The organism is Aliibacillus thermotolerans (assembly GCF_027853235.1).
Classification (GTDB): Bacteria; Bacillota; Bacilli; order Bacillales; family Marinococcaceae; genus Aliibacillus; species Aliibacillus thermotolerans.
In genome coordinates, this window is sequence record NZ_WKJG01000004.1 from 58,023 (window position 1) to 83,147 (window position 25,125).

The following is a 25,125-nucleotide window of genomic DNA, read 5'->3' on the forward strand; positions in this document are numbered from 1 at the left end:
AGCCCTTATTCTTCTTTTGTTTCTTCTACATGTTCGTCTTCATCGTGGTCATGATCATGATGGTCATGATCGTGTTCTTCCATTAACTCCATATTTCTCTCCCATGAATGAGAGGATAAATCTTCATAAGATAAAATGTCTCCCATTCCTTCTTCCTCTTGGAAAGAAATCGCATCTTCTTCTGAGGCAAAGGAATAAATGCCATATGCCATTGGAGTACGGAAATCTTCATGATAGACAAACGTTGCTTCATCAAATAAAATCCATTCTTCTGTATGATAATCCCGAACGTATGCCCCGTCGACTTCTTCATCGCCCTGTTCTTCTAGCCATACCCACATATCTCCCACATCATCAAACATTAAATGACGCCCGTCAGTTAACACAATTTGTGTCGCGTGATGATCGTCCGGCACCATCATATGACAAATTTCGCATTTGTCTTCCCCTTCATTGACCGCACGGGGTTCCATGCGTTCTTCGTCGCTCCCACAAGCAGCAAGAAACGAGAGTATCATACTGACAAATAAAAACTTCACCAATTTTTTCATGTTTTTCTTCCTCCTATAAAAAATGGAATGATAGCAATCCCGATACATACGAAAAGGATCATATAGGTCGTGAAAGAAACGACTTGTACTTCGTGTCGCTCCGTTTGATGAAACGGTTGCAGTGCAGGGGCTGCATCTTGAAAGACGCCTTCTTTATTTTGAGCAAACATTTCTGTCATCCATGCAAATCCGGGACTATCCGCGAATAATTGAAAAGCTGGACGGTGTTGTAGCACCGCTTGAAAAATCGGGTCTGCGCTGTAGGGGAGATCGCTCAATCCGTCTCCTGTCATATCCAGTCCTGCGTGTCCTTCCCAAAAGTTTCGCTTGACATCGTTCTGTTTTGTGTCCATGGAGCGGGCCGGGACGACTTGTTGAATGAAGTCATTTTCCACCATCGTATTGTTTTCGGAAGATTGCAATTGGACACCGATGTAGTTGCCGATAAAAGTATTGTTGGAAATGATGGAGTCCATTGTATTTTCAACAACCATTCCAAATAAATTTTCGGTGACCTCGTTATCTTGGACGATGGCACCTTTTACGTCATATAAAAGCATTCCTTGGGCGTGAACGTGCCCTTGGTGATGGGACAATCTGTTTTCTAATACTTTTGTTCCTTCCGTTCCCATCACCATTGCACCGGTGACATTGTTTGTTGCACGATTGTTTTGTAACAGCGTTCCTGACGTAAACATGAGGTGGTACGCATAACGAGAGTTGGTGACGTCGTTCTCGGTTACTACGTTGTTTTCGCTTGCTTCTATGTAGATGCCATCATTGACACCTGAAATCCGGTTGTTTTTAAGCTCATTGCGGTGGGAGTGATAGACGTCAATGCCGTTACCGATACGATCTGTCATCGAAGAAGAGAATTCTGCCGTTTTTGTCCGAGTAATCGCACTGTGAGTGATTGTTGAGTCGTGCGCATGTTGAAATGAAATTCCTTGGTTTTGTGTGATAATGGTTAGCTTATTTAACGTATGGTTTTCTCCTTCGACGAGAATCGCACTTCTTGCCTCATTGTCCCTTGCATCGATAATAATGTTTTCTACATGCACGCCTTCTCCTTCTATGTGAATCGCAGGTTTTTCCCCCGTTCCTTTGATGACGGTCTCATCGTCTCCGATTAAAGTCATCGGCTTATCAATATGAATCGCTTCCTCATATGTTTGTCCCTCCAAGACAATGACTTCGTTTGGGGAGGCACGGTCGATGAGAGACTGTAAGGAATCATCCGTTGCTACTTGTCCGAAAGCCGACGCTTCCCCGATCCAAAAGACCAATGTGCACACGAAAGAGAGCTTGACCCATAATTTCATTTGTAGCGCCCCTTTCTTTCACTGCCTCTATCCTAAAAGAAAAATGAAAAATAAATGTGAAATTGCTTTTCTTTTTTACAATTTGTCATTTTTCTATCTTGATTTCTTTATCATGGGAATGGTCTATAATAGGGATTGGAGAAACGTCCTATGGAAAAGGAGATGAAAAATGAAACGGTTATTATGGAGTGTGTTACTCGTTTTGTCTATTGTGCTGTCCGCCTGTGGGAATGACGAGGAAGAAGTGGCTACGTGTGAAAATACGTTAGCACCGATTGAAGTGGAACTTTCTTGGAGCCCAAATAATATCTCACCGGGAGAAAACGTTACCTTTCAATTGAATCTTTCTCACGATAACTTGCCAATTGCTGACCCGCAAGATGTAGCGTTAGAAATTTGGGAACATGGAAATGAGGACTATCATTACTTAGAAGAAGTGAGCAAAACGAATGAGACAGGTGTTTACACCCTTGATTGGGAGTTTCCTGAGGAAGGGGTCTATTATGCTTATTACCATGTTACTGCCTGTGAGATGCATCGCATGGAAAAGGAACAAGTCATTGTAGGAGACCCTGATGTGGAACAAATTGAACAAGAAGAAGATACGGTGGAATCGATGTGGGGTCATCATTAAAAAATCTCCAGCGACGCTATACACTGGATGGCATCGCTGGAGATGTCATTAGACCATCACTTTACACATATCGTTCGTAAATTCCACTGGGTCTTCCACTGGCAATCCTTCAATGAGCAAAGCTTGGTTGTAAAGTAGTTTCGTATATAGTTCGAGCTTATCTTTATCATTTTCTAGCGCATCTTTTAACGCGTCGTATATTTTGTGGTTCGTATTAATTTCCAGTACTTTGTCAGCTTTAATATGCTGATTGTTTGGCATCGCTTGTAATACTTTTTCCATTTCGATGGATACTTCTCCTTCAGCGGTTAAGCAGACCGGATGGGATTTGAGACGTGTCGATGCCCGCACGTTGACTACTTTGTCTTTTAACACGTCTTTCATCGTTTTGAATAATGTTTCATTTTCTTTTTCTTCCGCTTTGACATCTTCTGTTTCTTTCTCGTCTTCAATTCCTAAGTCTCCGCTTGCTACCGATTTAAATTGCTTGTCCTTGTAAGTCATGAGGGTTTTTACAGCGAACTCATCAATGTCTTCGGTAAAGTATAGAATTTCATATCCTTTATCCAATACCATTTCCGTTTGCGGTAATTTTTCAATCCGTTCATAAGAGTCCCCGGTCGCATAATAAATATATTTTTGGTCTTCCGGCATGCGGGAGACGTATTCATCTAATGTGACCATTTTCTTTTCTTTCGAAGAGTAGAAAAGAAGCAAATCTTTTAAGTCGTCTTTGTTGGCACCAAAGTCCATTTGTACGCCAAACTTTAATTGACGCCCGAAAGATTCATAAAACTTTTCATATGTTTCCCGTTCTTTTTTCAGCATCGTTTTCAGTTCGCTTTTAATTTTGTTTTTAATATTTTTCGCAATCAATTGTAGTTGTCGGTCGTGTTGCAGCATTTCACGGGAGATATTGAGCGACAAGTCTTCCGAATCAACAAGACCTTTCACGAAACTGAAATAATCAGGAAGTAAATCCGGACACTTGTCCATAATGAGGACGCTGTTAGAGTACAGTTCTAACCCTTTTTCATACTCTTGTGTATAGTAATCAAATGGTGTTTTCTCTGGAATGTAAAGAATTGCTTGATAGCGAACAGCCCCGTCGACACTAAGATGAATATGTTTGAGCGGCTTATCAAAACCGTAATGTTTTTCGGCATAAAACGCTTCGTAGTCTTCTTTCTTTAACTCGTTTTTATTTTTGCGCCAAATTGGCACCATGCTGTTGATGGTTTGTTCTTCGATGACTTCTTCATACTCATCTTCTGTTCCTTCTTTTTTCTTACGTACAGTTACGTCCATTTTGATTGGATAACGGATAAAATCAGAATACTTTTTAATAATGGACTGAAGACGATGTTCTTCTAAAAAGTCATCGTATGTTTCATCTTCTGTATTTTCGCGCAGCTTTAAAATGATTTTCGTTCCGGTCGTCTCTTTTGTGGCTGGTTCGATGGTGTATCCTTCCGCTCCATTCGATTTCCATTTGTATGCTTGGTCGCTGTCGATCGATTTCGTTATGACCGTTACAGAGGAAGCAACCATGAAAGCGGAGTAAAAACCGACGCCGAATTGTCCGATTATATCGTGACCATCTTTGATCTCCGTTTCATTTTTAAAAGCAAGGGAGCCGCTTTTTGCAATCGTCCCAAGATTTTCTTCTAACTCCTCTTCTGTCATGCCAATCCCGGTATCTTCCACAATCAGTTCTCTTTTTTCTTTATCGCTAGTTACCTTGATGTAATAATCATTTTTATTAAAAGAAATTGAATCGTCCGTTAACGCTCGATAGTACATTTTATCAATGGCATCACTGGCGTTGGAGATAAGTTCTCGCAAAAAGACTTCCTTTTGCGAATAAATTGAGTTAATCATCATTTCAAGCAACCGTTTCGATTCAGCTTGGAACTGTTTGACAGCCATTCCTTCTGTCTCCTTTCTTTATGTATTACACACAAATTAGCACTCGAATCAAGTGAGTGCTAATGTCCTTCTACCCATATTTTACTGAACCATTGATTTGTGTCAATGGGGGCGTGATTGCAATGGAAGTGAAAGTGTTATGTAAAAGTACGAACAAAGTATGCGAAATATTTTTTATATTAGAATAATATAAAGAATAAAACCGCTTCATTATTGTTTGTAAACGCTTCATCACTATCACTATAAAAAATAATCAAATTTTCGTGTTGTAGGAAAAAGAGGTTTGAAAAAAATTTACGCTATGAAAAACGATATTGTTATTGTACAATAGAAATAAAATGAATATTGTTATATAACATAGTGAGAGAGGAAGATTCTTGATGAGGGAAATGACAGCTGTGCAAGAGATTCAACCAGTAGGTTCCGACTTTAATCTGGATGATTATGACAACATGGTCGGAACGATGGACTGGGAAAAAGTAAAAGAACACTTTACTTGGCACAAAACGGGAAAAGTAAATATGGTTCACGAAGCAATTGATCGTCACGTGGAAGAGGGGAAAGGTAATAAGACTGCTTTTATTTTTGAAGATACGGAACGCTCAGAATCGTATACGTTTGAAGAACTGAAAACGTTGACTTGTCGATTTGCAAATGGATTGAAGAAAAAGGGTGTTCAAAAAGGCGATCGCGTGTTTATTTTTATGCCACGAAGCCCAGAACTATATATAGCAATGATCGGGATTTTACGTATTGGTGCCATTGCTGGACCAATGTTTGAGGCGTTTATGGAAGAAGCTGTACGTGAACGTTTATCGGATAGTGGGGCCAAAGCGGTGGTCACGGTACCGGAATTATATGAACGGATCCCAGTGAATGATTTACCAAATTTGGAATTTATTGTGTTAGCTAATACGGAAGAAACAACTGATGAAAAGCAAATCCTTTTCAGTGACCTTATGTCTCATTCTGATGATTACGTGATGGAATGGGTTGACCGAGAAGACGGCATGTTGCTTATCTACACATCCGGTTCTACAGGAAAACCAAAAGGGGTTTTACAAGTCCACGATGCAATGATTCATCAATACATTGGCGGTAAATGGGTCTATGATTTAAAGGAAGATGATGTTTTTTGGTGTACCGCCGATCCAGGGTGGGTGACTGGAACATCTGCTGGCATGTGGTCTCCGTGGTTAAATGGGGTCACAAATGTGTTACGCGGGGGACGTTTTGACGCGAAAGAATGGTTAAGTACGCTTGAAAAATATAAAGTGACCGTTTGGTTTAGTGCACCAACGGCTTTCCGACTTCTTATGGGACAAAGTGATGATCTTATCAAAACATATGATTTGTCCCATTTGCGTCACGTCTTGTCAGCCGGGGAACCGTTAAACCCGGAAGTAGTACGTTGGGGACAAGAAACGTTGCAATTACGTATACATGATAACTGGTGGATGACGGAAACAGGAGCACCAATTTGTGCAAATTTCCGTTCTCTTCCAATCCGACCAGGTTCAATGGGAAAACCGCTGCCTGGAATTGAACTTTCCATTATTGATGATGACGGCAATGAACTGCCACCGCTTCAAATGGGGAACTTAGCAATTAAACCAAAATGGCCAGCAATGATTCGGACTGTATGGAACAACCCGGAACGATACGAACAATATTTCTTCAATGGCTGGTTTGTGACAGGAGACTCGGCATACAAAGATGAAGACGGTTATTTTTGGTTTGAAGGTCGCGTTGATGATGTTATTAACACATCAGGAGAGCGGGTTGGTCCGTTTGAAGTGGAAAGTAAGCTCGTTGAACATCCTGCTGTAGCAGAAGCAGGGGTGATAGGAGTACCAGATTCAGTCCGCGGGGAAGTCATTAAAGCGTTTATTACGCTACGAGACGGTTATAAAGAATCAGAAGAATTACTAGAAGACATTCGCGAACATGTGAAAACGAAACTCGCCGCCCACGCTGCTCCACGTATATTTGAAATCCGCGATTCCATTCCTAAAACGAGGAGCGGAAAAATTATGAGGCGTGTGTTAAAAGCATGGGAGCTAGGACTTCCGACCGGTGACTTGTCTACAATGGAAGATAATTAAAAGATAAGATGACCTCAGATGCGGGGTCATCTTTTGAAACGAATGGATTTCTTTATCTTCATCATGTTAGTGGTTACAATAAAAGAGATGAATAAGTTTCGTCATATACATAGGGAGGTAATCGGATGAACAAGTTATTTTCTCCGTTTCGCTTAAAAGGATTAGAACTTAAAAATCGCGTCGTCATGTCTCCGATGTGTCAATATTCCGTGACGAAAGAAGACGGCACACCGAATGATTGGCATTTTCAACATTACGTTTCCCGAGCGGTAGGGGGAGCCGGGCTAATTTTATTAGAAATGACGGACGTTGACCCGGATGGACGAATAACGAATGGAGACCTTGGGATTTGGTCAGATGAACATGTGGAAACGTATGCAAAACTAGTGGAAGCGGTGCATCAACATGGAGCAAAAATTGGTATTCAAATTGCTCATGCCGGTAGAAAAGCGGAAGATGCTGAGGAACCAGTGGCTCCTTCTGCCATTCCATTTGGGGAAAATTTCAAAACTCCTCGCGCATTAGAGACGGAAGAAGTAATAGAGATGGTTGAAAAATTTCGACTTGGGATTCGTCGGGCAGTTCAAGCAGGTTTTGATGTCATCGAACTTCACGGTGCCCACGGCTACTTAATTCATCAATTCCTGTCACCTTTTACGAATCATCGCACTGATGAGTATGGAGAAGATCGTACGAAGTTTGGAAAAGAAATCATTGCCGCTGCAAAAGAAGAAATGCCTGAAGACATGCCGTTATTTATGCGCATTTCTGCGGTGGAGTATGCGGAAGGTGGGTACGGAATCGAAGAAAGTTTGGCATTTGCGAAAGTGTTTAAAGAAGCGGGAGTGGATCTTTTTGACGTAAGTACTGGAGGGGAAGCTGCTCTCCCGCGGGAGAAACGACCGTACACGTATGACGGATACCAAGTGCCGTATGCGCGACGCATTAAGCATGAAGTCGATGTTCCGGTTGCAGCAGTTGGACGCCTGTCAGATCCAATCCTTGCCCACGCCACCGTTGCCAATGGCGATGCAGATTTAATTTGTATCGGAAGAGGATTTTTAAACAATCCTTATTGGGCGCTCCATGCAGCGAGACAGTTAAAGCAAGAAATCGACGTTCCGAAGCAATATCATTTAGCTTTTCTTAAATAGAGTGATAAAACCATTTACCGATGAAACAGGTCGCAAAAAGAGTTGTATGTGACCTGTTTTTACCCTCGCAATCATCGTGGAAGGGACTCATGACGGACGCGACGCAAGATATGGTGTTGACAAGAAAGAATAGATTCATTAATATACATGTATGGGTATATGCATATTAATTAGAACATGGAGGAGGGGGAGGATGATAAAAAAACTCATTCCTGCGACAGAATGGTTAGCTACGTATCATAAAAAAGATTTGAAAGGGGATATGACAGCAGGAATCATTGTAGCAATTATGCTCGTCCCCCAAGGAATGGCTTATGCGATGTTAGCAGGACTGCCGCCGGTCATGGGATTATATGCTTCGGTCATTCCGCTCATTATTTACGCGCTGTTTGGAACTTCCAGGCATCTTGCCGTAGGTCCAGTAGCAATGGTTTCCCTTCTCGTGTTTGCTGGCGTATCGACAATCAGTGAGCCGGGAACGGAAGAATATATCTCCCTCGTACTACTCCTTATGCTCATGATTGGAATCATTCAATTTGCGATGGGGATTTTACGGCTAGGTTTTTTAGTCAATTTTCTCTCCCAAGCGGTAATTAGTGGCTTCACATCCGCTGCGGCCATTATTATCGGATTTAGTCAACTGAAGCATTTGCTCGGATTTCATATAGAAAGTGACAACGTCTTTCTTATGCTTTGGGAAGCGGGAAGGCGCCTTTCAGAAATGAACTTAGTTGCTTTTGTCATCGGGGTAGGCGGAATTATTTTACTTCTCACGTTGAAAAAAATAGCCCCGAAAATTCCTGGTCCGTTAGCCGTTGTTGTCGTTAGTGCTTTCGCCGTCTATTTCTTCGGATTGGAAGAGAAAGGAGTACAAATTGTTGGAGAAGTGCCGAGCGGTTTTCCTTCTTTTAGTGTTCCAACGGTCACAAAAGAGGCACTCGTTGCACTACTACCAACAGCGCTGACGATTTCTTTTATCGGGTTTATGGAATCCATTGCGATGGGAAAAGTCATTGCAGCGAAGGAAAATTACAAAATTGACCCAAATAGAGAGTTAGTTGGACTGGGACTTGCAAATGTAGGAGGATCATTTTTCTCCGGCTTCCCTGTAACCGGTGGGTTTTCACGGTCCGCTGTGAACTATCAAGCGGGAGCGAGAACCCCTCTTGCAGCAGTGATGACAGCCTTTTTTATATTCATTACTCTCTTATTTTTTACCGATTGGTTTTACTATCTTCCACAAGCTACGCTAGCAGCGATTATTATGACCGCTGTTTATGGGCTGATTGATTTAAAAGAAGCAAAAACGTTATTTTCGGTTCGCTGGTTAGATGGATTCACGTGGCTCGTTACATTTATTGCCACCCTCACCCTTGGCATTGAACAAGGTATTCTCATCGGAGCAGCATTTTCTATCGTTGTCTTTTTAGGAAAAAGCGCCTACCCAGCCATTGTGGAAGTTGATGTGCCAAAACGGTCAAAAGTGGCGGTGTTTCGAATTGATTCTTCCCTTTATTTCGCCAATATCGGCCATGTTGAAGAAAAAATTTGTCAATTGCTTGATAAAAAAAGAGAAGCAAAATGGCTCGTCGTTGATTTTTCCAGTGTAAATTCCGTCGATGCGATTGCCGTTCAATCGTTAGAACAACTTCTAAAAACTTGTGATCATGTGGAAGTTTTCTTTGTGGGGATGAAAGATTCGGTAAAAAAATTGTGTCAAAAAGCAGGCTGGGAGACAAAATACCAAAATGAATTGAAGTTTCAAACGGTAAATAATGCATTACAACATATCACTACAAAAAATAATGAAAAGGAGTAAGAAAGATGTATCATTATACGAAAGAAAGTCGTTTTTCCATGGAAGAGACGATTGCTCGTGTAAAAGAACAGTTGCAAAAACAAAAGTTTGGTGTGCTTTGGGAATTTAGCATTCAAGAAACATTGCAAAAGAAAGGTTTTGACTTCAAAGAACCGTATACGGTATTAGAAGTATGTAATCCAGGAGAAGCGAGTCAAATCTTAGCTGAAAGCAAGCTTGCAGGCTACTTTCTCCCATGTAAAATCGTCGTTTACGAAGACGGAGGAAAGGTTCATGTCGGAATGGTGAAACTCACCTTATTGTTTGAGCATCTGGAAAATGAAACACTTGCAAATATTGCCCGTGATATTGAAAAGCAATTAAGAGACGTCATTGATCAAAGCGTTTAAAAAAAATATACATGTATAGGTATATAACAAGAAGGAGTGAATAGAATGGAATACGACGCTGCGTTAAAAAATAGATTAAAGCGCATTGAAGGGCAAGTACGGTCCGTGTTACGGATGATGGAAGAAGAAAAAGAATGCAGTGAGATTGTTACTCAAATGTCCGCTGCTCGCAACGCCCTTGACCGGGTGATTGGTCTCGTTGTCAGTGCTAATTTAGAGTACTGCATCCGTAATCAAGTCAAAGGGAACGGCGGGACAGACGAGTTAATTGAGGAAGCAGTCAATTTATTAGTGAAAAGCAGATAATAGGTATGAAAAGGTTGACAATCTAAACGAAGTCGAATAATATACCTATACAGGTATAAAATCATCATTATTTTTCGTCATCTTTATACCTATACATGTATAAGTAATTAATAAGAAAGGAGGTTTTGATTTGGCAGAAAAAAAGAAAACGAACATCATTTTATTTAGCGGTGATTACGATAAAGCGATGGCGGCATTTATTATCGCAAACGGAGCGGCGGCATATGATCACGACGTCACAGTATTCGCCACTTTTTGGGGACTGAACGCTTTTCGCAAAGAGAACCAAGTTCCTGTAAAAAAAGGATTTTTAGAAAGTATGTTTGGAAGAATGATGCCGCGCGGGGCGGACAAAATGGGGTTGTCCAAAATGAACTTCGCTGGCATTGGACCGAAACTCATTAAAAAAGTCATTAAAAAGCATAATGCAACCCCATTGCCGGAGTTAATTGAGATGGCGAAAGAACAAGAAGTGAACCTCGTCGCTTGTACGATGACGATGGACCTTCTCGGCTTACAAAAAGAAGAATTAATCGACGGACTACAGTACGCAGGGGTTGCTACTTATTTAACGGAAGCAGAAGAAGGTCAAGTAAATCTATTTATCTAGGGAGGAAAGGATATGCTAAAGACAGATCATGTGCTAGATGCAAAAGGTCTCCAATGCCCAATGCCCATCGTGAAAACGAAAAAGAAAATTGCCGAATTAAATCCAGGAGAAGTATTAGAAGTGTTAGCTACCGATAAAGGTTCTAAAGCAGATATAAAAGCATGGGCTGAAAATAGTGGCCATCAATACATCGGCACGATAGAAGAAGATGGCGTTTTAAAGCATTACTTGCGCAAAGCAAGCAGAGAGGAAACAAAAGAAGAAATTAAGTACGAAACAGTGATTGATAACGAAACGTTGAAAGAAAAGTTAGCAGCAAAGGAAGAGATGACAATTATTGATGTCCGCGAAAAAGCAGAGTATGCTTTCGGCCACATTCCAAGTGCAATTTCTATTCCTTTTGGAGAATTAGAAGCACGAATCGCAGAGCTGAAGAAAGAGGACGATATTTACGTCGTTTGTCGCACGGGAAACCGCAGTGACCTTGCTTGTCGAACACTTCAAAACGCTGGATTTCAAAAAGTAACAAACGTTGTTCCTGGCATGAGCAGCTGGGACGGAGAAATAGAGAAAAATTATTAATTTAAGGGAGGAAAATAACATGAATGTGACTGTTTATACGACAACTACTTGCCCGTATTGTGATATGGTAAAAAGCTTTTTAAGTCAAAACAATATTCCATATAAAGAAGTGAACGTAGAAGATATGGAAAAGATGCAACAGCTTGTTCAAAAGACGGGGCAAATGGGAGTTCCTCAAACGAATGTTAACGGGACATGGATTCTCGGTTTTGATCCAAACGGAATAATGGCAGCTTTGAAATAAGTAATGAAAGGGAGGATGATTGTCATGGTAAAACTTTGGACAGCGGAACAAGTGGCGAAAAAGGTGATGAACGAAGAGCGCATGTTTATTTTAGACGTGCGAAACAATGACGCTTTTGAAGACTGGAAGATCGAAGGGAAAAACATTACTCACTTAAATGTCCCTTACTTTGAATTACTCGATGGGATTAATGACATAAAAGAACAACTTCCTGAAAACGAAGAAGTGCTTGTTGTCTGCGCGAAGGAAGGCTCTTCCAAAATGGTTGCCGAAATGCTTGATGAAGAAGGATATACTGCTTATTATTTGCAAGGTGGCATGAAATCTTGGAGCGAACATTTGGAAAAAGTAAAAGTGCACGAAGATGAAAATATGAAAGTGTACCAATTTATTCGCGTAGGAAAAGGCTGTCTTTCCTACATGGTCGTTTCGGACGGTGAAGCACTTATTGTCGACCCATCGCGATTTATCGAGAAGTATGAAGCGGCAGCAAAAGAAGAAAATGCAACCATTACGCACATCGTAGACTCTCACCTTCATGCGGACCATATCTCTGGCGGAAAAATGCTAGCGGAAAAAACAGGAGCAAGCTATTATTTAATGAAAAGCGAAGGAGCCATCTATGACTTCTTACCGCTAGAAGATTATCAAAAAATTGAATTCAAAAACGTCTCTCTCGAAGTGTTGGCAGTGAAAACGCCAGGACATACACCTGGAAGCGTTTCTTTCTTCGTCAATCAAAAGCTACTTTTCTCCGGCGATACAATTTTTGTGAGCGGATTGGGACGTCCGGACCTTGGAAACAAAGTGAGAGAATGGGCGAAAGATTTATATGATACCGTTTATTCAAAAGTTTCCGAAATAGCAGATGACGTCGTCGTTCTACCGGGACACTATGGTGATTTAGATGAAGAAAAAAGCGTCCACGGGTACGTCGGTGACTTGCTTGGAAACATTCGGAAAGAAAATGAAAAAATGTTTCACACAACAAAAGAAGATTTTCTTGACCAAGTGGAGAAATCAGCAAGCTCAGTGAAACCACCGAACTTTGAAGAAATCGTTGCCATTAACCGCGGTCATCAATCGGTCGATCTCGAACAAATGGTAGAGCTAGAAATTGGACCGAACCGTTGTGCAGTACACCATACGGATGAATGATGAAAAGGAGAGATGTTGGAGATGAAATCAGATCACGTTGTTGATGCGAAAGGATTAGCTTGCCCGATGCCGATTGTAAGAGCAAAGAAAGCAATCAATGATATTGAATCAGGTCAAGTGTTAGAAATTCACGCCACCGATAAAGGGTCGAAAGCAGACATTGCCGCTTGGGCAAAATCGGCAGGACATGAAATGTTAGCCTCCACGGAAGAAAATGAAGTGTTTAAATTTTGGATTAAAAAGGCATAAAATAATCGCTATATGAAGATAAAAAAGCTTCATTTAGTAAAGAAGACTCATGAAAGATAAGGGTGATTGCGACTATAATAATGGTAGAAAATATTAATAGGAATAGGAACGCAAGGAGGAGCTATCTTTTGTGTGGGCACTGATAGATAGCTAGGAGCGTAGTAGTGCAACCGACCTTCTCTTTAAGGTCGGTTTTTTTATGATAATTGGTTCAAAGATTGCAGTTTGTGTTAAAAAAAGGTAGTTTAAAAGTAGTAAAAATGAACGACAATGGTCAAGCGAGGGACAAATATGGTTGATATATCAAAGCGATTACAAGACATTAAATATGCGCTGGATCAGTCGGCAATTGTTGCGTTTACGGATCCATTCGGTACCATCATGGAAGTAAATGACAAGTTTTGTGAAATCTCTCAATACACCAGAGATGAGCTTATCGGAGAAAATCATCGCATTATTAATTCAGGATATCATTCGAAAGATTTTTTTAAAGAGATGTGGAAAACAATCGCAAGCGGAAAGGTTTGGAGAGGAGAGATTAAAAATAAAGCAAAAGACGGCTCTTATTATTGGGTAGATACGACCATTGTGCCTTTTTTAAATGACGAAGGAAAGCCATATCAGTACATTTCTATTCGCTATGAGATTACAAAACGAAAAGAAATGGAAGAAGAATTAAAGCGCCGGGAAGAAAAATATCGGTTAATTACAGAAAATTCAACTGACCTCGTTTCCACGATTGATCGAGAAGGTAATTTCATGTACGTATCACCATCTCATCAAATTTATTTAGGATATGATTTGGAAAAGTTAGAATCTAGCAATTTAATATCTTTCATCCACGAGGAAGATCAAAAAAGAGTGTTGGCAAGCATACAGCGCGCATTTGATGAAGGAAGAACAGCGGCGTCTTTAATTGAGTTACGAATTCGTAGAAAAAACGGGACTTACATGGAAGCGGAGGCTCGGTTAAGTCCTATCATTAATAAAGAAACCAATATCGCAAGCGTTGTTTTCGTTATGCGCAATATATCGAGCAGGAAGAAAGACCAGCAAAAGATGTATCGCCTGACATATCACGATTCGTTAACCCATTTGCCAAACCGACGTTATTTTATGAAAGAATTGCAACGCGCAGTAAAACAGGCGAAAAATAATCGTTCCAGACTAGGAATTATTCATTTAGATATCGATCGGCTAAAATATATTAATGACTCCTCTGGTCATGAAGTAGGGGATATGATTTTGCTTGAAGTCGCGAACCGAATCAGGCAAACGATTAGAGGGAGCGACACCGTTGCTAGAATTGGCGGGGATGAATTTGCGATATTAGTACCTAATATCAGTGGAAAACAGGAAATGGAAAAACTGGCGAAACAAATGAATCACCGGTTGCAAGATGCTATCGAAGTAGAAAGATATGCTTATCATTTGTCATGCAGCATTGGTATTTCTCTATTTCCGGACAACGGTCGCACTCCGGATGAATTGTTACGACATGCGAATATGGCGATGCATACGGCGAAAGAACAAGGAAGAAGAGGATATTTGTTTTTTCACCCGGATATGGAAAAAAGATCCCTTGAACGAATTCTTATTGAAAATGAATTAAAGAAAGCGATAGAAAACGAACAATTTTATTTAGAGTATCAACCGAAGATCCATTTAGCGAGTGGAAAGTTGATAGGAATGGAAGCATTGGTACGTTGGGACCATACAGAGCTAGGAAAAATTGCGCCAAATAAATTTATTTTTGTGGCGGAAGAGACAGGCCTGATTCATTTGCTCGGCGAATGGGTATTAAAAGAAAGTTGTCGTCAAAATAAAGCGTGGCAAAAAGCCGGCTACCCACCGCTTAAAATATCAGTAAACTTGTCCCCGCCGCAATTACATGAGAATTTAGTAGAGAAAGTTGAAAGCATATTACAAGAGACGGGACTTGCTCCACAATGGTTGGAGTTAGAAGTGACGGAAAGTGTTTTTGCATTGGTAGAAAATGTCGAGAGCGTGTTAGAGTCATTGCGACAATTGGGAGTGACGATTTCGATTGATGACTTTGGTACGGGCTATAGTTCATTTAGTTATATTAAATATTTACCGATTGACGCTTTAAAGATTGATCGATCTTTCGTTCGTGATATCGCTGATAATCGTGAAAGTCGCACGATTGTAGAAGCTATCCTATCCATTACAAAAGCTCTTAACTTAAACGTCATTGCAGAAGGAATCGAAACAAAAGAACAGCTGGATGTTCTTACAGTGATTGGCTGTCAAGAAGGACAAGGGTACTTTTTCAGCATGCCTTTATCCAGCAAAGATTTTCAAAGATATATGGAGGAATATCGATGAGTAGATGGGGGAGTCAAACTTATCGAAGAAATGAAGGTTTTCGTCTCACTTTTAAAGAACCAATTCAAGCCTCGATCATTTTACCTAAGGGAAAACCTTTGAAAGAAGCGACACTTCATGTCATTGATATGAGCTTAGAAGGTGCCAAAATCATGACGAAATGGAAGTTGCCTAATACAGAGCAAGCGATAAAGATGCGTGTTCGTATTTATGAAAAAGAAATGCGGTTAGAAGGGCATATTGTATGGGAGAAAAGCACCTTTCAAGGGTATACGTACGGTGTGAAGTTAGATGCGGATACGTATGATGTAGAAGAACTGTTAGAAGAGTTAAAGCGATATGTCCGTCACGATGCAATTAAATTAAACAACAGGAGGTTAACGGATGGGGATCTTTACAAAAAATAAACAGTCCACGTGGAAAGAGAAAATAGAGTATATCGGAGAGACAGATATTACGCAAGTGAACGAACGGGTGAGAGAACGATTAACGTTTTGTGGAGTGAATGAAGAAGTGCTTGCGCAAGTAAGGGAAGCAAAATCAATTTTAGCCCCTTATAAAGAAGAAATGGTCGATGCATTTTATAAACATATTACTTCTATAGCCCATTTAGATCACTTGATTCAAGAGCACTCCACGGTAGAACGTTTGAGTCAAAAGATGAATCAATATATCGAACAATTGTTGGAAGCGAAAGTCGATGAGGAATATATCCATTCCCGCGTTGTCGTTGGACAAGTACATAGTCGCATTCATCTAACTGCCGAGCATTTTATTGCGGCACATCATTTACTTCTTCAAATGATGACATCCATTTTAATGGAAAACCTTCGTCATAAGCCCCAACGATTAATGGATTACACTATCGCGCTACAAAAGTTTGCTGCTTTTGATCAACAATTAATTGTAGAAGTGTATATGGAAGAGACGTTTAAAGGCTTTTTGTTTGGAATTTCTAATATGTTGGACGATATGACACAAATCGATTCAGCGAAACAACTATTAATGAAAACGGACCAAAATATCGAAGAGACCCATAGTGTAACGGCTGCCACACAGGAAATGAGCGCTTCCATTCAAGAAGTGGCAGCTCACGCGGTTCGAGTAGCGGAAGGCACGGATGAAGCGGTACAATCGGCGGAACGTAGTAAAGACGTCATTGATGATACATTAAACGATATTCAACGGGTAGGACGGGTGTATCAAGAAGTAACGGATAAAGTAAATCAATTAGACAAAGAAATCGAAAACACTCAAGAAATTATTCACATTATTATGGAGATTGCAGATCAAACAAATTTGCTTGCTTTGAACGCGAGTATTGAAGCAGCCAGGGCAGGAGAACAAGGAAAAGGATTTGCGGTGGTTGCGTCTGAAGTACGTAAACTTTCCGAACATACGAAAGAACAGATTCAGCGAATTACGACCAACATGGAAACATTGTTAAGTGTCTCTGGAGAAGTGACCGATCAGATTCATGATACGGGTGAACTCGTTGAAAAGAGTGTGACCGGCGCAGAATATGCAGGAGACGCGTTAGTGAACATTGTTTCCACGATGCAAAATATTAATCAAGAAATCTCACAAATTGCGGCGATGAGTGAAGAACAAACATCCACCATCCAAGATATTACAGAACGAAACAACAACATTTATGAACAAAGTCTCGAGTCTCAAGAAATTGCTAAATTAACAGCTAAAAACTTGCTTGATTTAAGTAAGGGCATGGAACAATATCGGAATACTTTCTTCGATATTAATGTCCGCATGCGTGCAAAAGATATCGTTCGCGTCTCAAAAACAGATCACTTGCTTTGGAAATGGAAAGTATACAACATGATGCTCGGGCTGGAAGATATTCCAACAGAACGTCTGACTTCCCATCATGCTTGTCGCTTAGGTAAATGGTATTATAGTGATTTGCCATCCTTCATTACGAATAAGGAATCATTTCAGCGAATGGAAACACCGCATAAACAAGTACACGAATATGCAAAAGCTGCGGTGGAGTGTTATGGAAAAAACGACATTGCGGGAGCGGAACGGGCAGCCAAGAAGTTGGAAGAAGCCTCCCAAGAAGTCGTACAGCTATTAACGAAATTAGAAAAAGAACTGTAGCGCAGTAAAAGAGGAATCCGAACGGGTATGACGGAATCCTCTTTTTTATGGAAAACTTATACAAGTTTTTGTGAATAAAATCTTATATTCCGGTTTTTTCCTATTTTTTATTGTATAATTATAGTAGATAAGAATTAAGTATAATAGACTGTTTATTGTTGAAGAGAAAGGAGTGGTGAAGATGAATAGGAATTTTAGGCTACTTTTATTTGTGACAATGATTGTCTTTGCAACAGTTATTTCATTCGGTATTGCGACCGTGAACCATCTTCACCTCCAACATGAAACATTACAATATCAACAAAACCAAATTGCAGAAATCGAAGAGAAAATCAAACGTTCGATGATGACCATCGATAAAGCGTATCATCTTTTTGACGATGAAACTGCGAATGATATGAAAGCGAATACAGAACAATTGATAAAGTGGTATGAAGAAAACCCTGATTTAGATAGTTGGGATTTTGCTGCCATTAAAGAGGAATTCGGCATGGATGTATATTTTATTAACGAAGATTTAGTCGTTACTCATAGCAGTTTTACCGATGATATCGGCTTAAACTTTTACGACTGTTGTACGAAGCTCGTCCCAATATTAGAGAATCGCAGGAAATCTGGTGACTTTTATCACGATGGAATAGACATTGAGCAATCAACAGGGCAAATTAAAAAATATAGTTATATGGCAACTCCCGATGGCAAATATTTAATTGAGCTCGGAGTGAACTTAGAGCACGGGAAAATATTTAAAGAATTTAATTTTTTAGCGGAAATAGAGGATATTCTTGCTAGTACAGATTGCATTAATGATATCAACATTTTTAACATAGCGGGATTTTCTCTTGGAGAGCCTCGGGATGTAGGTACGATATCATCAGAAAGAAGAGCTGCCTTCAAGAAAACGTTACAAACAGGGCAAAAAACGGAATTGACAGGGAAATGGAATGGAGAGCCGGCAACGTATCGTTATATTCGTTACTCATCTTCTTTTGATTCAGAAGTAACTAAACATAGAGTGATTGAAATTAATTATAACAATCAAGCGATGGAGGCCGTGTACAAAGATTACACGAAAACATTCTTCATTCAGCTTGTGATTGTATTAGTTGTCACCGTCCTATTGGCTGCAATTATATCGAAAAGAGTATCCCGTCCAATGTATTTAGCATTTCATGATAGTTTAACAGGGTTAAAAAATAGAGCTGCTTTTGAAGAAACTTTACCGCCTCTTTTGCGAGATAAAAAGAATAAGACAGCTTTGCTTATGATTGACTTAGATAATTTTAAACAAGTAAATGATCGTTACGGACATGATAAAGGAGATATGCTCTTAAAAAGTGTCGCAAAGGAATTACGCCAATCTATTCGCAAGGAAGATAAAGTGTTCCGATTAGGTGGGGATGAGTTTGCAGTAGTATTAACTCCCGCGACAAAAAGTGAAGCGGAAGCAACAGCAAGTCGAATTATTGACACGATTCACACGTGTATTAACAACTGTCCTCATTTGAAAAAAGCCGGGGTTACCGCAAGTATCGGAATTGCTTTTGCCCCTGAGCATGGAACAGACGTAGAAGGATTGTATAAAAAAGCCGATATCGCCTTATACGATTCGAAAGAAAAAGGGAAAAACTGCTACAGTTTCTATCGATCAGACATGGGAGAAAGCGGAATGGCTCCATCCCACTAGGTTTCACATATATTTTTTTCGTAACAAGTGTTACAATAGATGGCGGAAGAAGGAACACGTACAGTCATGGATTTGTTTCTGTACGTACTTATGATGAAGAATATTTTCGGAGGCTGTTGTATGGTATCTGTATTATTTGTATGTTTAGGGAATATATGTCGTTCACCAATGGCGGAAGCAATTTTTCGCCATAAAGTAAAAGAACAAGGATTGGAAGATAAGATTCGGGTTGATTCTGCCGGTACGGGGAGCTGGCACGTCGGAAAACCTCCTCATGAAGGCACGCAAAAAATATTAACGGAACATCAGATTGATTTCTCAGACGTGATCGCAAGACAACTGCAAGAAACAGACACGGAAACCTTCGACTATATTATTGGCATGGATTCAAATAATATGGATGTAATAAAAGAGCTTGCACAAGGGCGTCAAACTGGCACAATCGCGAAATTTCTTGATTATGTGCCTGAAAAACGCGGGGGAGATGTTCCGGATCCGTATTTTACCGGTAATTTTGAGGAAGTGTATCATCTTATTAATGAAGGTTGTGAACGTCTCTTAACTCACATTCGGGAGAAGGAAAATGTATGAAAGCAACTCTTCAGCAAATAATCAAGAACGTAGGAGACGATACGACGCTCCTAGATGTTCAATCTGTTTCCGGTGGAAGTGTTAGCCAAGCTTACCGCGTCCAAACAAAAGAGAACATCTATTTTATTAAATACAATCCAAATGTGCCCGAAGATTTTTTCGAAAAAGAACGAGATGGACTGATGCGCCTCAAACGAAGTGGTGCCATATCTGTTCCAACAGTATACGCCCATAAAGAATCATACATAGCGATGGAATGGGTGTCAGGTGCGCGAAAAAAAGAGACAGAAACATTACTCGGTCGGGGGCTTGCCGAACTTCATCAATGCACAAGGGATACTTTTGGATTGGACGTTGATAACTATATTGGAAAACTCCCGCAACCGAACAACGAAGAAGAAAATTGGCTTACTTTTTACAAAAAACATCGGTTAGGCTTTCAAATGGAACTCGCATTAAAACGTGATGTATTACCAAAGGTGAGAAGAGAAAAATTAGAGCGACTACTCGATTCTCTCCACCGCTTTTTACCGGCACATTCTGTCCCTTCTCTTCTTCACGGTGATTTATGGGGTGGAAACTGGATCACCGGAGATGCAGGTATTCCTTATTTCATTGACCCGGCTGTTTTTTATGGAGAACGAGAAATGGAGTTAGCTTTTACGGAACTGTTCGGCGGTTTCTCGCAAACCTTTTATGATGCGTATGAAGAAATCAGTCCATTGCCGCCAGAGTTTGAAGAACGAAAACCGCTGTACCAACTCTACTACTTACTCGTTCATTTAAATTTATTTGGAGAAACGTACGGTCCCTCGGTGGACCGCGTGCTCGATTATTATGTTGGAAGTAAATGAGAGGCTGGGCCATAACTAGCCAAAAAAGAATGGTTTCAAGCACTAGAATTTGTTTGGAACCATTTTTGTAGGTTTTTACTTTTCTTCTTTGGTTGGGTTACTATTTCTATCAGTTTCCCGCCAGAAGCGTATACACAAGAAGTATAAAAGAGCCTTCAGTGATTCTACGTCATTAGCATGATGTACGCAGATCGTCAGCAGATGGCCGAATGCAACGCAAGCCCCCATAGCAACTTCTCCGTCATGGGACCATTCAGTAGGAATTTTGTGTGATATTTCGTCGTATGAATCTTTTATACGACCATTCATTGCATCGTTCTCGTAATAAAAGGTCGTATGAAACGTGTTGCGACCTGTTTTTATCATCATTTCTTCCATTTTCAGCTTTCATACAACCCTTTAACCGGTGTTTGACAAAATGAAGCGTCGCATGTTTTTAATGCGTCATTCGTCGCATGAAACATAAAAACGCTTCGAATCACCTAAATATTTCCGATTTCACCCCTCTTACAACCACTCCTGTTCAGATTGCACGAAAAAGTGTCGCATCACCAGTTCATACGACACTTTTATCATCATTTTCATTTTTAATTGTTCTTTGCACACAAAAAGAGAGACTCACCAAGTTTTTGGCGATGACTGAAGTTTTGTCCGATCCTCTTTTTTGTATTCATAGGTTTGCGGTCATTGCTTTATAAGGGCGTTATCCATTGCAGGAATGAATCATGTCCTGTTAAGCAAAAATGTCGACTTGGAAACGTTTTCGCTGTTATATTTACATAGCAATACATTTGAAGGAGTGGAACTTTGTGAGTGGTCAATTATCTGTTGTATCAGTGATTGAAACGTTTAAAGACTTGTTTCCGAAAGATACGTCCATTGCAGTTTCCGATGAGAAACAATATATTTATTACAAACCGGGGAAAAAAATAGATTTGAAGATTAAGCCCGGGGATATTGTAAAAAAAGAAACGGTAACATATAAGGCATTAGCAAAACAAAGAAAAGCGTCCGAGTATATTCATAAACAAGTTTTTGGCGTTCCGTATTTTGGGATCTCTTCTCCGGTCTTGGATGACGGTGAACTGGCAGGTTGCGTCACTGCCATTTTTCCTGTTGGCCAAGGGCGGTTGCTATCTCAATTTTTAACGATCCGATTAGAAGATCGTTGGCGTCCGGTTCCAAACAAAAATATCATTTACATTGAAGCGCAAAATCGAAGAACATGGGTCCATCCAGTTGATGGAGAGACAGGGTATCATACAAGCACGTTAAATGAATTAGAATTTTTCTTGCCGGAAGACGCTTTTATCCGCACCCATCGTTCATACATTGTCAACATAAACTTCATCAAAGAAATTCAACCTGATTCCCATTCCACTTTTCTTCTCATCATGTCCGATAACACAAAAGTTCCGGTTAGTCAATCCCATGCAAAACATTTCCGTGATGTGTTAGGTTTTTAATTTTCTTGTTTATCCACCGATATCATGTTTCATCCTTTGTTTCGCTGTCTCGTGCGAAAACGGAAGATAAGACGGTCAAATCTTGATAAAATAGTGAAAAAATAAGGTGGAGGGAATCATCGTGAAACAACATTTGAGTCGTATACGTCATACGGATCTATCACGTCGCATCGTTTCGAAAGAAGAGGCGGCTTCGTGGATTCAAGATGGAATGACTCTTGGACTAAGCGGTTTTACTCGTGCCGGGGACGCGAAAGCGGTACCAATGGCATTAGTAGAACGAGCGAAAGCGGAATCTTTCCAAGTGGATGTATATACGGGTGCTTCACTCGGTTCGGATATAGATAAATTAATGGCGGAAGCAGGAATCGTTCGAAAGCGTTTACCGTTTCAAGCGGATCGAACGATGCGTCGAAAAATAAACGACAACGATCTTTTGTTTGTAGATCAGCATTTATCTCATACAGCTGAATTAATTAGAAATGATGTCATGAATCCGATTGATTATGCGATTGTGGAAGCGGTTTCGATTACAGAAGATGGAACGATTATTCCATCGACATCTGTTGGAAACTCTTCTATCTTTGTAGAAAAAGCAAAAGCAGTCATTGTTGAAATCAACATTGCCCAACCGGAAGCTTTTGAAGGGATGCACGATGTTTATGAGCTAGCGGAACAAGGAGAAAGAGAGCCTATTCCGTTAACGAAAGTCGCTGACCGTATCGGTTCAGTAGGAATAAAAGTACATCCGGATAAAATGAAAGGAATCGTGTTGACAAATCAACCGGATAGCCCGTCGACAATTGTCCCACCGGATGAAGAAACAGCGATGATGGCAAAACATTTAATTTCTTTTTTACGAAAAGAAAAAGAAGCAGGGCGTTTGCCGGATCATCTAGCGCCGCTGCAATCAGGCATTGGTTCCGTTGCGAATGCGGTGTTACACGGACTGCTCGATTCTGAGTTTACCGATTTAGAAGTTTATTCGGAAGTGTTGCAAGATGCAGTATTTGATCTTATTGACGCTGGAAAAGTTCGCTTTGCGTCAGGTTGCTCCATCACACTATCCGAAGAGAAAATGAAAGCGGTATTTTCATCTATCGATCAATATAAAGACCGTGTAGTATTACGTCCGCAAGAATTGTCAAACCATCCAGAAATCATCCGTCGGTTAGGACTCATTGCGATCAACACTTCCCTTGAAGTAGATATTTACGGAAACGTAAACTCAACGCATGTTTCAGGAACAAATATGATGAATGGCATTGGTGGATCTGGTGACTTTGCGAGAAATGCAAAATTGTCCATCTTTGTGACGAAGTCCATTGCAAAAGGTGGAGACATTTCCAGTATCGTTCCATTCGTTTCTCACATAGATCATACGGAACATGATGTCGATGTCATTGTGACAGAACAAGGATATGCCGACTTACGTGGTCTTGCTCCAACAGAAAGAGCACCACTCATTATTCATCACTGCGCCCATCCAATGTACCGCGAGCAATTGCTTGACTATTACAACGAAGCGTTACATACACGCGGAGGACAAACTCCACATATTTTAGAAAAAGCATTTTCATGGCACATACACTATGAAAAATATGGTACCATGTTGCAACAAACATTCCAATACAGTTAAAAACGTAAGCTGTGACCCGATGACGAGTCACAGCTTTTGTGTATGTTAACGTCTTGAGGAAAATGAGGGAGAACCATAGATTTCCCAATATCTCGGTTTCAAGCGTAGCTAGAACATTGCAAACATTGGTGCGACGCAGTAAATCATAAATTTTTTAACTCTTCATTTAAGGTACGAGCGACGCGTTTGAAATAAAGATAGAACCCCGTCAAAATCACGAGATATAACAGGAGAAAAATTCCGACCCCCGAAAAATTTGGGGACTTCATCATCACTAATTTCTGTCTCCTCCAAAAATATCAAACAAGCCGCTCGCGACACTTCCTTCTCCTTTGGAGCCACCTTTTTCCGGTAAGGCTGCAAAGACACGGCTTGCAAGACGACTGAATGGAAGGGATTGGATCCAAACCGTTCCAGGACCGCGTAAGGTGGCGAAAAAGACTCCTTCTCCACCAAACAGCGCCGTTTTAATTCCGCCAACGAATTCAATGTTATAGTCTACTTGTCCAGTCATAGCGACGAGACAGCCGGTATCGACGCGAAGGGTTTCTCCAACTTCCAGCTCTTTTTGATGAATCGTACCACCGGCATGGACAAAAGCCATCCCATCTCCTTCGATTTTTTGCATAATAAAGCCTTCTCCACCAAAAAATCCAGCTCCAAGTTTCCGTTGAAATTCCACTCCGATCGAAACACCTTTTGCAGCGGCGAGAAAGGAGTCTTTTTGACAAATAATTTTACCGCCAAGTTCACTTAAATCTAACGGGACAATTTTTCCCGGATAAGGAGAAGCAAAAGACACGTGTTTTTTTCCCGTTCCTTCATTAGTAAAAGCCGTCATAAAAAGACTTTCTCCAGTGATGACGCGTTTTCCTGCTCCAATTAACTTTCCGACAAAACCACTTAAGTTAGAGTTCTTTGAGCCATCGCCAAAAATCGTTTCCATGCGAATGTGATCTTCCATCATCATAAGAGATCCTGCTTCTGCAATCACTGTTTCCATTGGATCTAGTTCAATTTCAACAAACTGCATGTCATCTCCGTGCAAGTGATAATCAATTTCGTGGTTATTCATCCTGTTTGCCTCCTCAGTGTACCTTATACACCAAAATCATACCACAATACGTTCGGAGAGAAATGATAAAATGGAAGCAACATGTCATTTTTTTAGGACAAAGCGACGAGAATCCTCCTCATTTCAATGAGGAGATGAATCGTTGCCTTCTTTGAGTTACCCCATACCATATGTAACTATGATAATAGTTGTTAATATTGATAATATGTATCTTTAAATATATACTATATGTATGAATAAAAAATCTAAAATCACTCATGCTAGAACTTGTGTTTATAACGTCAATTATCACAT

General features: G+C 40.4%; 24 protein-coding genes. 19 read left to right on the forward strand and 5 right to left on the reverse strand.

Going from position 1 to position 25,125, the window contains the following annotated elements; genetic code table 11:
- Window positions 1–5 precede the first annotated feature (5 nt).
- Both GJS40_RS00335 and GJS40_RS00340 read right to left on the reverse strand, forming a co-directional pair.
- A complete protein-coding gene (locus GJS40_RS00335) occupies window positions 6–551 on the reverse strand; it encodes a nitrous oxide reductase accessory protein NosL (RefSeq protein WP_270895261.1) in 546 nt (181 codons plus the stop codon).
- The gene (locus GJS40_RS00340; RefSeq protein ID WP_270895262.1) at window positions 548–1,873 is read right to left on the reverse strand and encodes a right-handed parallel beta-helix repeat-containing protein; all 1,326 of its coding nucleotides are present in this window, start codon (window positions 1,871–1,873) and stop codon (window positions 548–550) included. The genes GJS40_RS00335 and GJS40_RS00340 overlap by 4 nt, the downstream gene beginning before the upstream one ends.
- A 169-nt stretch (window positions 1,874–2,042) precedes the next feature.
- Between GJS40_RS00340 and GJS40_RS00345 the strand changes: the two genes are divergently transcribed.
- Entirely contained in the window at window positions 2,043–2,507 is a 465-nt protein-coding gene (locus GJS40_RS00345) for a FixH family protein (RefSeq protein WP_270895263.1), read from the forward strand.
- 48 nt (window positions 2,508–2,555) lie between these two features.
- Here the strand turns inward: GJS40_RS00345 and htpG are convergent, their stop codons facing one another.
- A complete protein-coding gene (gene htpG, locus GJS40_RS00350; RefSeq protein ID WP_270895264.1) occupies window positions 2,556–4,436 on the reverse strand; it encodes a molecular chaperone HtpG in 1,881 nt (626 codons plus the stop codon).
- Between the two features lie 380 nt (window positions 4,437–4,816).
- On the opposite strand from htpG, the gene acsA reads away from it, so the two are divergent.
- The 16 genes from acsA (at window position 4,817) to GJS40_RS00430 (ending at window position 20,651) form a co-directional block, all read left to right on the forward strand.
- Complete coding sequence (acsA, locus tag GJS40_RS00355) at window positions 4,817–6,541, forward strand: acetate--CoA ligase (protein WP_270895265.1); 1,725 nt, start codon at window positions 4,817–4,819, stop codon at window positions 6,539–6,541.
- Window positions 6,542–6,666: 125 nt separating this feature from the next.
- Entirely contained in the window at window positions 6,667–7,695 is a 1,029-nt protein-coding gene (locus tag GJS40_RS00360; RefSeq protein ID WP_270895266.1) for an NADH:flavin oxidoreductase/NADH oxidase, read from the forward strand.
- 193 nt (window positions 7,696–7,888) lie between these two features.
- Window positions 7,889–9,514 carry a SulP family inorganic anion transporter gene (locus GJS40_RS00365; RefSeq protein WP_270895267.1) on the forward strand — a complete coding sequence of 542 codons (1,626 nt, stop codon included), beginning with the start codon at window positions 7,889–7,891 and terminating at the stop codon, window positions 9,512–9,514.
- Between the two features lie 5 nt (window positions 9,515–9,519).
- Window positions 9,520–9,903, forward strand: coding sequence for a DUF302 domain-containing protein (locus GJS40_RS00370; RefSeq protein ID WP_270895269.1), 384 nt, complete (start codon window positions 9,520–9,522; stop codon window positions 9,901–9,903).
- 45 nt (window positions 9,904–9,948) lie between these two features.
- Window positions 9,949–10,209 (forward strand): metal-sensitive transcriptional regulator, encoded by a 261-nt coding sequence (locus tag GJS40_RS00375; RefSeq protein WP_270895271.1) that lies wholly within the window; start codon window positions 9,949–9,951, stop codon window positions 10,207–10,209.
- Between the two features lie 130 nt (window positions 10,210–10,339).
- Window positions 10,340–10,819 carry a DsrE/DsrF/DrsH-like family protein gene (locus GJS40_RS00380; RefSeq protein ID WP_270895273.1) on the forward strand — a complete coding sequence of 160 codons (480 nt, stop codon included), beginning with the start codon at window positions 10,340–10,342 and terminating at the stop codon, window positions 10,817–10,819.
- Window positions 10,820–10,831: 12 nt separating this feature from the next.
- The gene (locus tag GJS40_RS00385; protein ID WP_270895274.1) at window positions 10,832–11,401 is read left to right on the forward strand and encodes a sulfurtransferase TusA family protein; all 570 of its coding nucleotides are present in this window, start codon (window positions 10,832–10,834) and stop codon (window positions 11,399–11,401) included.
- Between the two features lie 19 nt (window positions 11,402–11,420).
- The gene (locus GJS40_RS00390; RefSeq protein WP_270895275.1) at window positions 11,421–11,645 is read left to right on the forward strand and encodes a glutaredoxin family protein; all 225 of its coding nucleotides are present in this window, start codon (window positions 11,421–11,423) and stop codon (window positions 11,643–11,645) included.
- A 24-nt stretch (window positions 11,646–11,669) separates the two neighbouring features.
- Window positions 11,670–12,803, forward strand: coding sequence for an MBL fold metallo-hydrolase (locus tag GJS40_RS00395; protein WP_270895276.1), 1,134 nt, complete (start codon window positions 11,670–11,672; stop codon window positions 12,801–12,803).
- A gap of 21 nt (window positions 12,804–12,824) precedes the next feature.
- Window positions 12,825–13,052, forward strand: coding sequence for a sulfurtransferase TusA family protein (locus tag GJS40_RS00400; protein ID WP_270895277.1), 228 nt, complete (start codon window positions 12,825–12,827; stop codon window positions 13,050–13,052).
- A 291-nt stretch (window positions 13,053–13,343) separates the two neighbouring features.
- Window positions 13,344–15,401: a sensor domain-containing protein gene (locus tag GJS40_RS00405; protein ID WP_270895278.1), complete on the forward strand. Its 2,058-nt coding sequence runs from the start codon at window positions 13,344–13,346 to the stop codon at window positions 15,399–15,401.
- Complete coding sequence (locus tag GJS40_RS00410) at window positions 15,398–15,808, forward strand: PilZ domain-containing protein (RefSeq protein ID WP_270895279.1); 411 nt, start codon at window positions 15,398–15,400, stop codon at window positions 15,806–15,808. The genes GJS40_RS00405 and GJS40_RS00410 overlap by 4 nt, the downstream gene beginning before the upstream one ends.
- On the forward strand, window positions 15,786–17,519 hold the full coding sequence (locus GJS40_RS00415) for a methyl-accepting chemotaxis protein (RefSeq protein WP_270895280.1): 1,734 nt from the start codon (window positions 15,786–15,788) through the stop codon (window positions 17,517–17,519). Before GJS40_RS00410 ends, GJS40_RS00415 begins: the two co-directional genes overlap by 23 nt.
- 181 nt (window positions 17,520–17,700) lie before the next feature.
- A complete protein-coding gene (locus GJS40_RS00420; protein WP_270895281.1) occupies window positions 17,701–19,206 on the forward strand; it encodes a GGDEF domain-containing protein in 1,506 nt (501 codons plus the stop codon).
- A gap of 120 nt (window positions 19,207–19,326) precedes the next feature.
- Entirely contained in the window at window positions 19,327–19,797 is a 471-nt protein-coding gene (locus GJS40_RS00425) for a low molecular weight protein-tyrosine-phosphatase (RefSeq protein ID WP_270895282.1), read from the forward strand.
- On the forward strand, window positions 19,794–20,651 hold the full coding sequence (locus GJS40_RS00430; RefSeq protein WP_270895283.1) for a fructosamine kinase family protein: 858 nt from the start codon (window positions 19,794–19,796) through the stop codon (window positions 20,649–20,651). Before GJS40_RS00425 ends, GJS40_RS00430 begins: the two co-directional genes overlap by 4 nt.
- A 75-nt stretch (window positions 20,652–20,726) precedes the next feature.
- On the opposite strand, the gene GJS40_RS00435 is transcribed toward GJS40_RS00430, so the two are convergent.
- On the reverse strand, window positions 20,727–21,029 hold the full coding sequence (locus tag GJS40_RS00435) for a hypothetical protein (RefSeq protein ID WP_270895284.1): 303 nt from the start codon (window positions 21,027–21,029) through the stop codon (window positions 20,727–20,729).
- Between the two features lie 431 nt (window positions 21,030–21,460).
- Between GJS40_RS00435 and GJS40_RS00440 the strand changes: the two genes are divergently transcribed.
- On the forward strand, window positions 21,461–22,117 hold the full coding sequence (locus tag GJS40_RS00440) for a LytTR family DNA-binding domain-containing protein (RefSeq protein ID WP_270895285.1): 657 nt from the start codon (window positions 21,461–21,463) through the stop codon (window positions 22,115–22,117).
- 121 nt (window positions 22,118–22,238) lie between these two features.
- Window positions 22,239–23,756 carry an acetyl-CoA hydrolase/transferase family protein gene (locus GJS40_RS00445; RefSeq protein WP_270895286.1) on the forward strand — a complete coding sequence of 506 codons (1,518 nt, stop codon included), beginning with the start codon at window positions 22,239–22,241 and terminating at the stop codon, window positions 23,754–23,756.
- Window positions 23,757–24,030: 274 nt separating this feature from the next.
- Here the strand turns inward: GJS40_RS00445 and GJS40_RS00450 are convergent, their stop codons facing one another.
- Window positions 24,031–24,831, reverse strand: coding sequence for a TIGR00266 family protein (locus GJS40_RS00450; protein ID WP_270895287.1), 801 nt, complete (start codon window positions 24,829–24,831; stop codon window positions 24,031–24,033).
- Window positions 24,832–25,125 lie beyond the last annotated feature (294 nt).